Source organism: Gordonia sp. VNK21 (assembly GCF_046098115.1).
Lineage (GTDB): Bacteria > Actinomycetota > Actinomycetes > Mycobacteriales > Mycobacteriaceae > Gordonia.
In genome coordinates, this window is record NZ_JBJURU010000006.1 from 106,055 (window position 1) to 118,850 (window position 12,796).

Below are 12,796 nucleotides of genomic sequence, written 5' to 3' on the forward strand. Positions count from 1 at the left end.
CGCCTTAAACTGATCTGCATGACCGATGCCTCGCAGATCACGCTGCCCGCCGACCTCCTCCCCGCTGACGGCCGCTTCGGCTGCGGCCCGTCCAAGGTGCGCCCCGAACAGTTGCAGTCGCTCGTCGACACGGGGGCGTCGGTGTTCGGCACCAGCCACCGGCAGGCGCCGGTGAAGAATGTGGTCGGCGCGATCCGCGAAGGCCTCTCCGCCCTGTTCTCGCTGCCCGACGGCTACGAGGTGGTCCTCTCCAACGGCGGCACCACCGCCTTCTGGGACGCCGCCGCCTTCGGCCTGATCAACGAGCGCGCCCTGAACCTGACCTACGGCGAGTTCTCGTCGAAGTTCGCCACCGTCTCCACGAAGGCGCCGTTCCTGGCCGATCCGAAGGTCATCTCCACCGAGCCGGGCACCGCGCCGGACCCGGCGGCGATCACCGCCGAGGACGTCGACGGGGTGGACCTGATCGGCTGGGCGCAGAACGAGACCTCCACCGGTGTGGCCGTGCCGGTGCTCCGCCCGGCCGCCGCCGGCGACGCACTGGTGGCCATCGACGCCACCTCCGGTGCCGGCGGGCTGCCGGTGGACGTCAGCGCCACCGACGTCTACTACTTCGCCCCGCAGAAGTGCTTCGCCTCCGACGGCGGCATCTGGGTGGCCCTGATGAGCCCGGCCGCCCTGGCCCGGATCGAGCAGATCAAGGAGTCGGGCCGCTGGTGCCCGGAGTTCCTGTCGCTGCCGACCGCCGTCGACAACAGCAGCAAGAACCAGACCTACAACACCCCGGCCGTCGGCTCGCTGCTGCTCTTCGCCAACCAGATCGAGTGGATGAACGCCAACGGCGGTCTGGACTGGTGCGTCGCCCGCACCGCCGACTCCAGCTCGCGCCTGTACGACTGGGCCGACGCCAGCGAGTTCGCCACCCCGTTCGCCGATGAGGCACACCGCAGCCAGGTGGTGGGCACCATCGATTTCGCCGACTCGGTCGACGCCGCGGCCGTGGCCAAGACGCTGCGCGCCAACGGCGTGGTCGACACCGAGCCGTACCGCAAGCTCGGCCGCAACCAGCTGCGTATCGGCATGTTCCCGGCCATCGATCCGGAGGACGTGACCAAGCTGACCCAGTGCATCGACTACATCGTCGAGCGGCTCTGACCGACGGCTGTCCCGGTCAGTTCCGGCTCGCCCGGCGCGTGTTCCACCCGCGGGGCGAGCCTGACCTGCGTTAGGCTGGGCGGAACCGTCCGGGGGACGGACCCGGCGGGGAGGAGGATCGCATGCGTGAGCTCGAAGTGCTGCGCGTCGAGGCCGACGGCCGCCAGATCATCCTGATCGACCGCGCCGACGACGAGCACTTCCGCATCCACGTCGGCGATGATCTGCGTGCAGCCGTGACCCCGGCACCGGCCGAATCCGAGCCGTTCCCGGCCGCGACCGAAGCCGATCTGCGGCCCCGGGAGATCCAGGCCCGCATCCGGGCCGGCGCCACCGTCGAGGAACTCGCCACGGTGGCCGGGGTGAGTGCGAGCCGGATCGAGCGCTACGCCCATCCGGTGCTCCTCGAACGTGCCCGCGCCGCCGAACTGGCCCGCGCCTCCCACCCGATGGGGATGGACGGTCCGAGCCTGTCGACGCTCGGCGAACTGGTCACCGAGTGCCTGGTGCTGCGCGGCGCGGTGCCGGCCGAGGCCCGCTGGGACTCGTGGAAGAGCGCCGACGGGTTCTGGGTCATCCAGGTGTCCTGGCTCGAGAGCGGTACCGAGGGCTACGCCCACTGGCGCTTCCATCCCGGCTCGCACGGCGGCACCACAGAACCGATCGACGAGCTGGCCACCGAGCTGACCGACCCCGAACTGTCCCGCAACACCCGCCGGCGCACCATGCTCACCTCGGTGCGGCCGCAGACCCCGCAGACGGCCCCGCCGCCACGCCCCCAGCCGCAGCGTCAGGTGCGCCCGGACGGGCACGAGCAGGTCACCGTCGACGCCGACGTCCTGGTGGAGGCGCAGGCCAGCGGCAGCAAGCCGGTGCGCGGTGCGCCACTGGCCGATGTGCTGGATCTGCGGTACTCCTCCGGCCGGGCCGTCGAGGCACCCGCCGAGGAACCGTCCCTCGAGGACACCCCCGAGGCCGGAGCCGAGGAGATCCCGGTCGAGGACGAACCGTACTTCGACGACGGCCCTCACAGCGGCGCCGCGGACCCGGTCGCTCAGCCGTCCGCCGCTCCCGAGCCGGAAGCCCCCGCGCAGACCGATCCCACTCCAGTCGAGCCCACTCCAGTCGAGCCCGCTGCGGTCGAGGAGGCCCAGGAACCCCGGCGCCCGGCGCCCGCCCCCCAGCAGGAAGCGCCCAAGTCGACCGGCACCCCGCGGCACCGCACCAAACGCGGCAAGCCCGCCGTGCCGGCCTGGGAGGACGTGCTGCTCGGGGTCCGCAGCCACCCCGACGAATAGTCCGGCCACAGCCGGTCGGCGCGGCAGGCCGGTCAGCGCGCCCGCTCGTAGAAGGCGACCGCCGCCGCCGTGGCCACATTGAGCGAGTCGGTGCCCCGGCTCATCGGAATGCGAGCACGCACATCGCAGGCCCGCATGGTGTGCTCGGCCAGTCCGGGGCCTTCGGCGCCCACCAGGAAGGCCACCTTCTCGGCGGTCACCGCCTCCGACAGCGGCACCGACCCCTCCCCCGGAGTCAGCGCGATCAGCGCGAACCCCTCGGCGCGCAGGATCTGCAGATCCTGCGGCCAGGACTCGTAGCGGGCGAACGGGACCAGCAGCGCATGCCCCATCGAGACCCGGACGCAGCGCCGGTAGAGCGGATCGGCGCAGCCCTGCCCGAAGACCACCGCCTCCACGCCCAGGCCGGCCGCATTGCGGAAGATACTGCCGATGTTCTCGTGGTCGTTGACGCCCTCGAGGACGGCCACCGTGCGGGCGCCGTCGAGCACCTGCGGCACCGTCAGCGCCGGGGCGCGGCGAGCGGCGGCGAGCACCCCGCGGTTGAGATGAAAGCCCACCACCTGCGCCATGGTGTCGGCGTCGGTGCGGTAGAACGGCACCCCCGACAGCGTCGGGCCGGTCAGATCGCCGGCCAGTTCGGCGAGCCGCTTGTCCACCCCGAAGAAGGCGTGCGGGGCGAACCGCGAGGCGATCATCCGCTGCGCCACCAGCACGCCCTCGGCGATCACCAGTCCCTTGCCCACCCGGCCGCCGGGCAGCGCCGGCACATCCGGCCGGCGGTCCACCGAATTGAGGTCACGGAAGTCGTCCACGCGGGGATCGTCGGGGTCGGTGATGTCGACGACGTCGACGGCGAGAGCAGACTGCACGCACACACCGTGGCATAGTCCGTTCCCGTGCGCCACAGCGGTTTGGCAGACTCGATGCAATGAGCAGCCAGTCACCGAACCTGAACCTGCGACCCGCCCGAGACGAGGACTGGCCCGAGATCGGCGAACTGGACGCCCGCGCGTTCACGTTGCCGGCCCCGCTGCCGGCCGACGAACTGGCCGAATTCCGCTCGAGCGCACCGGACGCGGACACCCTGACCGTCCGCGACGAGGACAGTCCGGGACGGCCGCTGGTGGCCTTCTCGCTGTTTCACCGGCTGCCGCTGACCGTGCCGGGCGGGGCGATCCCCACCGTCGCCGGTCTGTCGTGGGTGTCGGTGGCCGCCACCCATCGCCGCCGCGGACTGCTGCGCACCATGATGGCCGAGCACTTCCGCAGCTGGGAGCGGGACGGACTTCCGCTGGCCGCGCTGACCGCCTCGGAGGGCGGCATCTACGAACGGTTCGGCTTCGGCCCGGCCTGCTACGCCCACGACGTGCGGATCGATCCGTCGTCGGCACAGCTGCGGGATGCGGCCCCGGCAGACTCGCGGGTGCGCTACGGCACCCTCGACCAGGCCCGCGTCCACGTACCGGAGGTGCACCGGCGCTGGGCGGCGGACCGTCCGGGTGCCGTCGGCCGGCCGGACGGATGGTGGGCGTCGCTCTTCGCCGACCGCGACTTCCGGCGCAGCCCGCAGGTCTCCGGGGTGTACTTCCTGCTGCACGCGGACGGCTACGCCGCCTACCGGATCGATTCTCGGGATTCGACGGCCCTGATCGAGGGCTTCTTCGCCGCCACCGAGCAGGCGCACACCGATCTGTGGCGGGTGCTGACCGGACTGGATCTGGTGTCCGGGATCTCCGCCTCGCTCCCGCTCGACGACACCCTGCCGCTCAAGCTGGTCAACGCCCGCGCCGTCCGGGTCACCGGGCGTCCGGACAAGCTGTGGCTGTCGGTGCTGGACGTGGCGGCCGCCCTGGAGTTGCGCCGTTACGACACCGACGGTGCGGTGCTGCTGGAGGTCTCGGACTTCTGGGCCGGGCGCACCGGCGACTACCTGCTGGAGGTCGGTGACGGCCGCGGGCGGGTGACCCGCGACGCGGCGGAACCGCCGGGGGTACCGCGCATCCGGCTCGACATCTCCGTGCTGTCGAGCCTGTACCTCGGCGGCGGCACGGCGCGCGACTTCGCCGCCGCGGGCCGGCTGCAGGCCGACGACGACGCCGCAGTGGAGCTGGTGACCGCCCTGCTGGCGGGCCGCCGCGCTCCCTTCGCCGGCACCTTCTTCTGACGTCCTGCGCGGATTGTCGAATCGACCCGCCGAGAGCGGGTCGATTCGACGATCCGCGCGTCAGCTGATCAGATCCGAGATCGGTCCCCGCGCGAAGTACAGCACGAACAGCACCGCCACCACCCACAGCAGCGGGTGCACCGTGCGCACCTTGCCGCGGGCGCAGGCCAGCACCACCCAGGCGATGAAACCGACGCCGATACCGTTGGCGATCGAATAGGTGAACGGCATCACCATGATGGTGAGGAAGGCCGGCAGCGCGTACTCGAAGCGGCTGAAGTCGATGTCGCGGACCTGCGACATCATCAGCGCGCCCACCACGATCAGCGCCGGGGTCACCGCCTCCATCGGCACCACCTGGTACAGCGGGGTGAAGAACATGGCGATCAGGAACAGCAGACCGGTCACCACATTGGCCAGACCGGTGCGCGCGCCCTCGGCCACACCGGCCGCCGATTCGACGAAGACCGTGTTCGACGACGCCGAGGCGCCGCCGCCGACGATCGCGCCGGCGCCCTCGACGACCAGGCCCTTGCCGATGCCCGGCAGATTGCCCTTCTCGTCGAGCAGGCCGGCCTCCTTGCCGATGCCGGTCATGGTGCCCATCGCATCGAAGAAGTTCGAGAGCACCAGGGTGAAGACGAAGACGCACGCCATCAGCACGCCCACATCGGCGAACGAGCCGTTGAAGGCGCCGAACAGGTCCACATCGCCCACCAGCGAGAGATCCGGCACGCTGCCCAGACTGTCCGGTGCGCCCGGGACGTTCATCGCCCAGCCGCCGTCGGAGTCCTGCGCGCTGCCCAGATGCCAGATGCTCTCCACGATCAGGGAGACGACGGTCATCACGACGATGCCGATCAGCAGGGCGCCGGGCACCTTGCGCACGGTGAGCACCCCCATCAGCAGCACGCCGATCGCGAAGATCAGGGTGGGCACGGTGGCGATCGAACCGTCCACGCCCAGCTGCACCGGGGGCCCGCCCTCGGTGCCGGTGACGAAGCCGGCGTCCACCAGCCCGATGAAGGCGATGAAGGCGCCGATACCGGCGGCGATCGCCGACTTCAGTTCGGGCGGCACCGCGTTGAAGACCGCGGTGCGGAAGCCGGTGACACCGAGGATGACGATGATGATGCCGTCGATCACCACCAGGCCCATCGCGGCAGGCCAGCTCATGTGCGGGGCGATGGTGACCGCGAGCAGGCTGTTGATGCCCAGTCCGGCGGCGATCGCGAACGGGAAGTTGGCGACCAGGCCCATCAGCACGGTCATCACGCCAGCCACCAGCGCGGTGACGGCCGCGACCTGGTCGAACGGCAGGACCTGGCCGTCGATGTCGGTGTTGTGGTCCACGCCGGGCAGGCCGCCGATGATGATCGGGTTCAGGACCACGATGTAGGCCATCGTGAAGAAGGTGACCAGACCGCCGCGCACCTCGCGGCCGTACGACGAGCCGCGCCGGGTGATCGCGAAGAAGCGGTCGAGCGGACCGCCGGACGGCGACCGTCCCGGCTCGGTCACCACTTCGGTCTGTTCGGAATCACTCATCGACGACGGTCCTCGCTGCTCGTGCCTACCGGGAGAAAGCTACCGTAGATGTCATGAGCGAGCCGTCCGAGATCCCCGAACTGCCGGCGCGACTGCGCGCACCCGAGCCGGTGATCGTCGTCGGCATGCTCGCCTGGCTGGTGGCCACCCTGGTCGTCTGGATCACTGGAATCGGCCCGGACCGGGCGCTGACCGTGTGCTGGGTGGGCTTGATCATCGGCCTGCTCGGCACCTCGATCGTGCTGGTCCAGCAGGCCGCGGTCCGGCGCGGCAGCCGCGGCGCCCAGGAGGGGCTGGACTAGCTGTACTGACCGCCCGGTCAGGCGTCGGCGCGCACGGGCGTGGTCTTGGTACCGCTCCGGCGCTGCGCCAGCCGGCGCACGATCTGGGCGTGGGCGACCAGGCACACCGCCAGCCAGCCGAGTCCGACGGACCAGCCGACGATCACGTCGGAGAACCAGTGCACCCCCAGGTACACCCGGGACAACCCGATGGCCACCACCACCAGCGGCGGCAGCACCAGCACCGCCGGATGGGCCCGCAGCCACGGGTAGATGCGGTAGCAGATCACCGTCGCCAGCCCCAGGATCACGGTGGAGAGCATGGCGTGCCCGGACGGGAACGACAGTCCGCCGATGTCGATGAGGCGTTCGGCCACCGGTGGGCGTTCCCGGGCGAAGAGGTGTTTGAGCAGCACCATCAGCGACCAGCCCAGCAGTGAGCCCACCACGATGAGCACCGACAGGTCGATCCGTCCGGCCAGCCAGGCCAGCACGAAGACGCCGATCACCACCAGGGTGAGCGTGAGCGTGTCGCCCAGGACGGTGACCATCTGCCACATCGACGTCCACGGTTCGGCCCGGTTGCGCACCACCCAGTCGGTGGTGGAGACGTCGAAGTCGAAGGGCGCCACGCTCATCGGACCGGCCCCCGGCCGGTGTCCGCGGCGATCCGCCCGGCGGCGGCCGCACGCCCGCAGTGCTCACACCGATTGACCGTCATCGCGCACTCCTCACCCGTACTCGCCTCCGACCGTACCGGGCCGGCGGCGGTGGGTGGCTCCGGCCGCGTCGCACCACCAGTCCACCCTGTGCTCGCTGCGCCCGGCGGGCAGCTCCAGTGCCACTTGAAGGTCGTCGTGCAGCACCAGCGGCCCGTCGGCGGGCCGGCCCGTGAGCAGCTGCCATACGAGGGCATCCGCCGAATCCGGGGACACCGTCTGCCCGTCGCCGAGCACCAGCGCCCGGCCGGCCTCGCTGACCGGGTCGGCATCGACCAGGTCGGCGAAGTCCCGCGCGGCGGCGCCGTCCCCGGCCACCGGCACGGCGACGGCCGGGTCGAGCACCGGCAGCCACCACGGCTGGTCGACGACCAGCCCGGCGCCGGTGACGGTCCCGGCCAGGGTGCGCAGCCCGGCCGGCGGCTCGAGGTCGGCCGGCGCGTACCGGCCGTCCCGCCGGCCCCGCACCAGCGCGGCGTGCGCGCGTGCCGCCACCCCGGGAGCGATCTCCCGGTCCGGATCGGCCAGCGCGGCCAGCCAGTCGGCGGCATCGCCGGCGTCGTCGGGCACCGCGGCCGCCAGCAGCGCCTGCAGGGCCGGGGCCTGCGGATGGTCGATCACGTCGAACAGTCCGGCCCAGGCCGGGTCGTCGGGACTGCGCAGCAGCCGCAGCGGCTGCCCGCCGAGTTCGGCGTAGCGGCGCAGCCACCAGCCGGTGTAGCCGTGCGGATCGGCCAGCAGCGGCGCGGTGTCCGGGTCGCCGGCCAGCAGTTCCAGCGCCCGATGCCAGCGGCCGGGATCCACCAGGTCCAGGTCGCGGACGGCGACGAGGCTCTCGGGCGGCACCGGCAGCGCGTCGAACCACTCCTGTTCGTCGGGCAGATCGTGGTCGGGGGCGGTGGGCAGTTCCTCCTCGAGCACGCTGAACGCCCAGCCCACGCCGAGGCGGCGCAGCGCGGTGGGCCCGTAGCGCTCTACCGTCTGCTCGTCGACGGTGCCGAACGGCGCATCGTCGACGAGCACCTCGCGCAGCGGGCTGTCGGGCAGCAGCAGTTCGTCGGCCGGGCGCGGCTGTCCGTCCGACACGGGCAGTTCCAGGGCGCCGAGCCAGGACGGCACCCGCACCGGTTCGCCGGCGGCGGCCAGCAGCGGCAGGACGAGGGTGGCGAGCTCGTCGTGGTCGCTGTCGGGGTCCTCGATGCGCTGCCGCAGCGCCGGATGGCTCAGCACCTCGTCGATCGGGATGTGCTCGGCCCCAAGGCGTTCGAGCAGCGGATCGTAGGCGTCCGGGTGCACGGCGGGCAGCCAGTCGATGCCGCTGTCCGCGCTCGGGCCGGTCACCCCGTCGACGATCGCCAGGCCGCGCGCTCCGCGCGCGATCCGGCCGTCGGTGCGCGGCACCGGGAGCGCGCCGAGTTCGGCGACGGCCTGCGGGTCGACGGCCAGCGCCGCCAGCTCACCGTAGAGGCCCGCCCACCAGCCGGGCGGATCCTCGTGACCGGCCAGCAGATCGGCGAGCTCGGCCAGGCTCAGCTCGCGTGCGCCCAGACGCAGCAGGGCGGCTGCGGAGACCGGCTCGGAAAGAGCCGGGGCGGCCAGCGGGGACAGCACCTCACCGAGCCGGGCGGCCAGTTCAGGGGTGAGGTCCCGCAGCAGCCAGGTGCGCGCCGGCGACCGCTGTCCGCCGGCGGCGGTGGGCACCCAGTCGCCTTCGGCGAGCCGGGCGGTCACCGCCGCGTGCAGGGCGGCGTCGACCTCGCCGGCGGCCAGTGCCGGCTGCGGCACCAGCAGATGCTTCTGATCGTCGGGCACCCGGCGGATCAGCTCGACGTATCCGGCTGCGGCCGTGTCGATGTCGGCATCGGGGTGCAGTCCGCGCCGGTCCGGGGTGAGCGGCAGATCGGTGATCAGCCGGGCCGGCAGGGTCAGCCCGATGGCCGTGGGGGTGGGGCTGCGCAGCACCTCGCCGGTGGCGGACCGCAGCTGCGGCCCCAGCCCCGGGTCGTCGACCAGCCGGACCAGCCAGCGGGTCGCGCCCTCCCCCGCGGTGAGCCAGGTCTGCAGCGGCGCCCCGTTCCGCAGCACGGTCACGGTCCCGCCGTCCGGGCCGTCCGGCAGATCCAGGGTGAAGGTGGTGCCGGCCACCTCCACGGTGCCGATCCGGGGCAGCTCCAGCAGCAGATCCGGTGCCTGCTCGCGCGCCTGCGCGAGCAGTTCGGCCGCCTGCGCGGGGCCGCTCAGGTGCACCACCACTTCGGTGTCGAAGCCGGCCGGTGGGGGTTCCGGAACCGGCCACGCCAGGCGCTGGGCGGGCACCGGGGCGTCGTCGGGCAGGTCGATGCCGGCCTCGCGCACCGCGCGCCGGGTGCGGCCCGCGTCGAAGCCGATCGAGCCGGTGACCGAGCGCAGCTCCACCCGCTCGGCCAGGCAGGTGGCGCGGAAACCCACACCGAAGCGGCCTACCTCACCGGTCCCGGCGCCCTTGGGCGAGACCCGCAGCGCGGTCAGCGAACGGACACCGGCCGCGGTGAGCCCGGCGCCGGTGTTGGCCACCCGCAGGGTGTCGCCGTCGGCCAGAATGCGCACCCGGCCGTCGATGCCGGCCGCGGCGGCCGCGTCGGCGGCGTTGGCGACGAGTTCGGTCAGCAGCCGGTCGCGGTAACCGATGCGGGCGAGGTCGGCTTCGGCCGCCGCATCCTCGGCGAGCCGGGTCGGTGAGGCCGACCACGCGGTCAGCACCGCCTCGCGCAGGGCGGCCGTGCCGAACGGGTCGGCCGACGCCGACGGCGCCGTCACCGAGCGGTCACGATCTCCACCGAGCCGTCGTCGTAGGCGTCGTAGGCGGGGCTGCCCGCACCGCCGCGCGGCTCGGGCACGTCGGAGTGGGCGCCGCAGCCGTACTCGGCCGAGACCACCCGGCCGTCGGCCGAGTACTCGTTGGCGCAGGCGCCGAAGGCCGCATGCAGGGCCCCGGCGAGCGGCAGGTAGAAGCCGCAGGTGCCGCACGGGTAGTCGGCGCCGCGGGCGATCGGCGACTCCGGGCCGAACTCGCCGTCGTACCAGCGCTGCGCGGCCTGCTCACGCCCGTCCAGGGAGAGCAGCCGCTTGCGGCCCAGCCCGATCTCGGCGGCCACCTGGCCCACCTGATCGGCGTCGATCGGGTCGACGTCCTCGGTGTCGACGTAGCCGGGCACCAGCCGCGGATCGTCGGCGGGCGCAGCCAGCCGGTCGCCCGGACCGAGGTCGCCGGCGGTGATGCGGTCCTTCCAGGGAACCCAGTCCGGAGCCAGCAGGGCGCCGTCGCTGGGCAGCAGCACCACCTCGCTGACGGTGGCCTCGTCGCTGTCCGGCGAGCCCGCCACCACCACGCACCAGCGCCAGCCCCGGTAGCCGGGAAGGTCGGCGGCGAAGTAATGGGAGACGGCCCACGCGTCCTCAGCGTGTGCACCGAGATGCGCGCCGGGCTGCTCGCCCATGGCGATCAGCGCCTCGCGCGCGGTCGTGACCGCGTCCGTCAATTGAACGGTCTGCACTGCCGTACTCACGCCTTCCAGTGTGCACGAGAGACCGCCGCCGATGCACGTCGGCCCCGGTATCGGCCGCCGGGCCGGACACAGTGCCGGGGCACCTGTGCCCCGGCGCACGCGTGCCGCTGCCGACAGTGCGCCGCCGATAGGGAACAATCGAAGACGTGGCTTCCCGCGCACCCCGAGACGATCGCCGGACGGCCGGCGACCCCCGGCGTCCCGCTCCGCCGCGCCGTCCTGCGCCGCATCCGGGCCAGCAGGCGTATCCGGCCGACCCGCAGCCGAACCCCCGGACCCGCCGCTTCGATGCCGCGAGCGGCGCCTACCTGCCTCCGCGCACCCACAATCCGCATCTGCCGCCGCTCGATCCGGACGAGCCGACCGTGCACAGTCACCCCGATGAGCAGACCCGCCGGCTCGGCGGCAAACGCGGCCGTCGCCGGCTGGCCGACGACGCCGAGTACGTACCGCCTGAGAAGGTGACCGTCGTCCGGGTGATGGCGCAGCGCTCCAAGTACTTCGGTGCGCGCGGGGTCAAGATGATCTACCGCGCCGCCACCGCGGACGGCGCCGACCGGTCCGGCCTGACCGCGCTCACTCTGCCGGTGATCGCGAACTACGCCGTCGACGCCGCGATGGCGGTGGCCCTGGCCAACACCCTGTTCTTCGCCGCGGCCACCGGCGACTCCAAGGTGGGCGTCGGACTCTACCTGGCGCTGACCATCGCCCCGTTCGCGTTGATCGCCCCGCTGATCGGCCCGGTGCTCGACAAGCTGCAGCACGGCCGCCGGCTGGCGATGGCCGCGACCTTCGTCCTGCGCGCGGTGCTGGCGATGCTGGTGATCGCCAACTCCGGCTGGGATGCGCAGACCGGCCAGCTCCAGTACAAGGAGTGGGTCCTCTATCCGTGCGCCCTGGGCCTGATGGTGCTGTCCAAGTCGTTCGGCGTACTCAAATCGGCGGTGGCCCCACGCGTGCTGCCGCCGAGTATCGACCTGGTGCGGGTGAACTCGCGACTGACCACCTTCGGTCTGCTCGGCGGCACCATCGTCGCCGGTGCGATCGCGGCGATCTTCGAGACGGTGCTGGGCAAGTGGCTGCCCTTCCACATCCCCGGCGCCATGGTCTTCCTGGTGCTGGCCGCGCTCGGCGGCGCCTACTACTGCATGAAGATCCCGTCCTGGGTGGAGGTGACCGAGGGCGAGGTGCCCACCACCTTCACCTTCCACGGCGATCCCACCGTCGAGCATCCGCTCGACGAGGGCCGCGAGGCGCAGCGGCCGGCCGGCCGTCGTTCGGCCCGCGGCACCGCCGCCAAACTCACCGCCAACATCCGTCAGCCGCTGGGCCGCAGCGTGGTGGTGGGCCTGTGGGGCAACGGCACCATCAGGGTGCTCACCGGCTTCCTCACCATCTACATCGCCTTCTACGCCAAGGCGCAGGACGGCGGCGGCTGGGAGCAGCTGGCGATGCTCGGCGCGGTGGGCGCCGCCGCCGGTGTGGGCAATGCGATCGGCAACGGCGTGGGCACCCGCATCGAACTGCGCAATCCCACCCGGTTCGTGGTGGCCTCCGCCGCCGCGGCGACGGCCGGAGCGGTGCTCGCCGCAGTCTTCTCGTCGCTGCTGTTCGCGGTGATCGCCGCGCTCGTCGGCTCGGCCGGCAGCGCCCTGGCCAAGGTCTGCCTCGATTCGACGATCCAGGACGACCTGCCCGAGGCCTCGCGCGCGTCGGCGTTCGGCCGGTCCGAGACGGTGCTGCAGCTGTGCTGGGTGATCGGTGCCGGCCTGGGCGTGGTCCTGCCGACCGAGCTGTGGATCGGTTTCACCGTCGTCGCCGCGGTGATGGGCATCGGTCTGGTCCAGACCGTCCTGACCAGCCGCGGGGCCTCGCTGATCCCCGGCTTCGGCGGACGCCGCCCCGACCAGGCGGCACCGACCGTGCCCTTCGCCGCCCCGACCTCGCCGACGGCCCCCACATCACCGTCATCACCGTCATCACCGTCGGCCCCGACATCACCGACGACACCGACGGCCCCGACCCGACCGACGGCACCGCGGACAGCCCCGCAACGCCGCCGCGACCACTGATCGAACGACGT

Annotated in this window: 10 protein-coding genes; 5 read left to right on the forward strand and 5 right to left on the reverse strand. The window is 72.6% G+C overall.

The genetic code is table 11. The features are described from left to right. Positions 1 to 18 precede the first annotated feature (18 nt). Together serC and sepH are read left to right on the forward strand one after the other, a co-directional pair. Positions 19 to 1,155 (forward strand): phosphoserine transaminase, encoded by a 1,137-nt coding sequence (gene serC / locus ACJMNC_RS08340; protein ID WP_408947481.1) that lies wholly within the window; start codon positions 19 to 21, stop codon positions 1,153 to 1,155. Positions 1,156 to 1,277: 122 nt separating this feature from the next. Continuing rightward, positions 1,278 to 2,453, forward strand: coding sequence for a septation protein SepH (sepH, locus tag ACJMNC_RS08345; RefSeq protein WP_408947482.1), 1,176 nt, complete (start codon positions 1,278 to 1,280; stop codon positions 2,451 to 2,453). Between the two features lie 32 nt (positions 2,454 to 2,485). Here the strand turns inward: sepH and ACJMNC_RS08350 are convergent, their stop codons facing one another. Beyond that, positions 2,486 to 3,325, reverse strand: a complete 840-nt coding sequence (locus tag ACJMNC_RS08350) for a TrmH family RNA methyltransferase (protein ID WP_408947483.1) — start codon at positions 3,323 to 3,325, stop codon at positions 2,486 to 2,488. A gap of 59 nt (positions 3,326 to 3,384) precedes the next feature. Between ACJMNC_RS08350 and ACJMNC_RS08355 the strand changes: the two genes are divergently transcribed. After that, the gene (locus ACJMNC_RS08355; protein WP_408947484.1) at positions 3,385 to 4,620 is read left to right on the forward strand and encodes a GNAT family N-acetyltransferase; all 1,236 of its coding nucleotides are present in this window, start codon (positions 3,385 to 3,387) and stop codon (positions 4,618 to 4,620) included. A 60-nt stretch (positions 4,621 to 4,680) separates the two neighbouring features. Here the strand turns inward: ACJMNC_RS08355 and ACJMNC_RS08360 are convergent, their stop codons facing one another. Further along, positions 4,681 to 6,168, reverse strand: a complete 1,488-nt coding sequence (locus ACJMNC_RS08360; RefSeq protein WP_408947485.1) for an NCS2 family permease — start codon at positions 6,166 to 6,168, stop codon at positions 4,681 to 4,683. Positions 6,169 to 6,221: 53 nt separating this feature from the next. Between ACJMNC_RS08360 and ACJMNC_RS08365 the strand changes: the two genes are divergently transcribed. Then, positions 6,222 to 6,470 carry a DUF2530 domain-containing protein gene (locus tag ACJMNC_RS08365; protein ID WP_408947486.1) on the forward strand — a complete coding sequence of 83 codons (249 nt, stop codon included), beginning with the start codon at positions 6,222 to 6,224 and terminating at the stop codon, positions 6,468 to 6,470. Positions 6,471 to 6,487: 17 nt separating this feature from the next. On the opposite strand, the gene ACJMNC_RS08370 is transcribed toward ACJMNC_RS08365, so the two are convergent. The 3 genes from ACJMNC_RS08370 to ACJMNC_RS08380 all read right to left on the reverse strand — a co-directional run bounded on the left by ACJMNC_RS08370 (position 6,488) and on the right by ACJMNC_RS08380 (position 10,713). Then, positions 6,488 to 7,087 carry a phosphatase PAP2 family protein gene (locus ACJMNC_RS08370; RefSeq protein ID WP_408947487.1) on the reverse strand — a complete coding sequence of 200 codons (600 nt, stop codon included), beginning with the start codon at positions 7,085 to 7,087 and terminating at the stop codon, positions 6,488 to 6,490. A 93-nt stretch (positions 7,088 to 7,180) separates the two neighbouring features. Then, positions 7,181 to 9,964: a sacsin N-terminal ATP-binding-like domain-containing protein gene (locus tag ACJMNC_RS08375; RefSeq protein ID WP_408947488.1), complete on the reverse strand. Its 2,784-nt coding sequence runs from the start codon at positions 9,962 to 9,964 to the stop codon at positions 7,181 to 7,183. After that, positions 9,961 to 10,713, reverse strand: a complete 753-nt coding sequence (locus ACJMNC_RS08380) for a DUF3027 domain-containing protein (RefSeq protein WP_408947489.1) — start codon at positions 10,711 to 10,713, stop codon at positions 9,961 to 9,963. Before ACJMNC_RS08380 ends, ACJMNC_RS08375 begins: the two co-directional genes overlap by 4 nt. A 146-nt stretch (positions 10,714 to 10,859) precedes the next feature. Here ACJMNC_RS08380 and ACJMNC_RS08385 point away from each other — a divergent pair, with 146 nt between their 5' ends. Beyond that, entirely contained in the window at positions 10,860 to 12,785 is a 1,926-nt protein-coding gene (locus ACJMNC_RS08385) for an MFS transporter (RefSeq protein WP_408947490.1), read from the forward strand. Positions 12,786 to 12,796 lie beyond the last annotated feature (11 nt).

Excerpts from the sequence above, each read along its gene's own strand:
- serC (WP_408947481.1), top strand. The coding sequence starts at position 19 with ATGACCGATGCCTCGCAGATCACGCTGCCCGCCGACCTCCTCCCCGCT.
- sepH (WP_408947482.1), top strand. The coding sequence starts at position 1,278 with ATGCGTGAGCTCGAAGTGCTGCGCGTCGAGGCCGACGGCCGCCAGATC.
- ACJMNC_RS08355 (WP_408947484.1), top strand. The coding sequence starts at position 3,385 with ATGAGCAGCCAGTCACCGAACCTGAACCTGCGACCCGCCCGAGACGAG.
- ACJMNC_RS08360 (WP_408947485.1), bottom strand. The coding sequence starts at position 6,168 with ATGAGTGATTCCGAACAGACCGAAGTGGTGACCGAGCCGGGACGGTCG.
- ACJMNC_RS08365 (WP_408947486.1), top strand. The coding sequence starts at position 6,222 with ATGAGCGAGCCGTCCGAGATCCCCGAACTGCCGGCGCGACTGCGCGCA.
- ACJMNC_RS08370 (WP_408947487.1), bottom strand. The coding sequence starts at position 7,087 with ATGAGCGTGGCGCCCTTCGACTTCGACGTCTCCACCACCGACTGGGTG.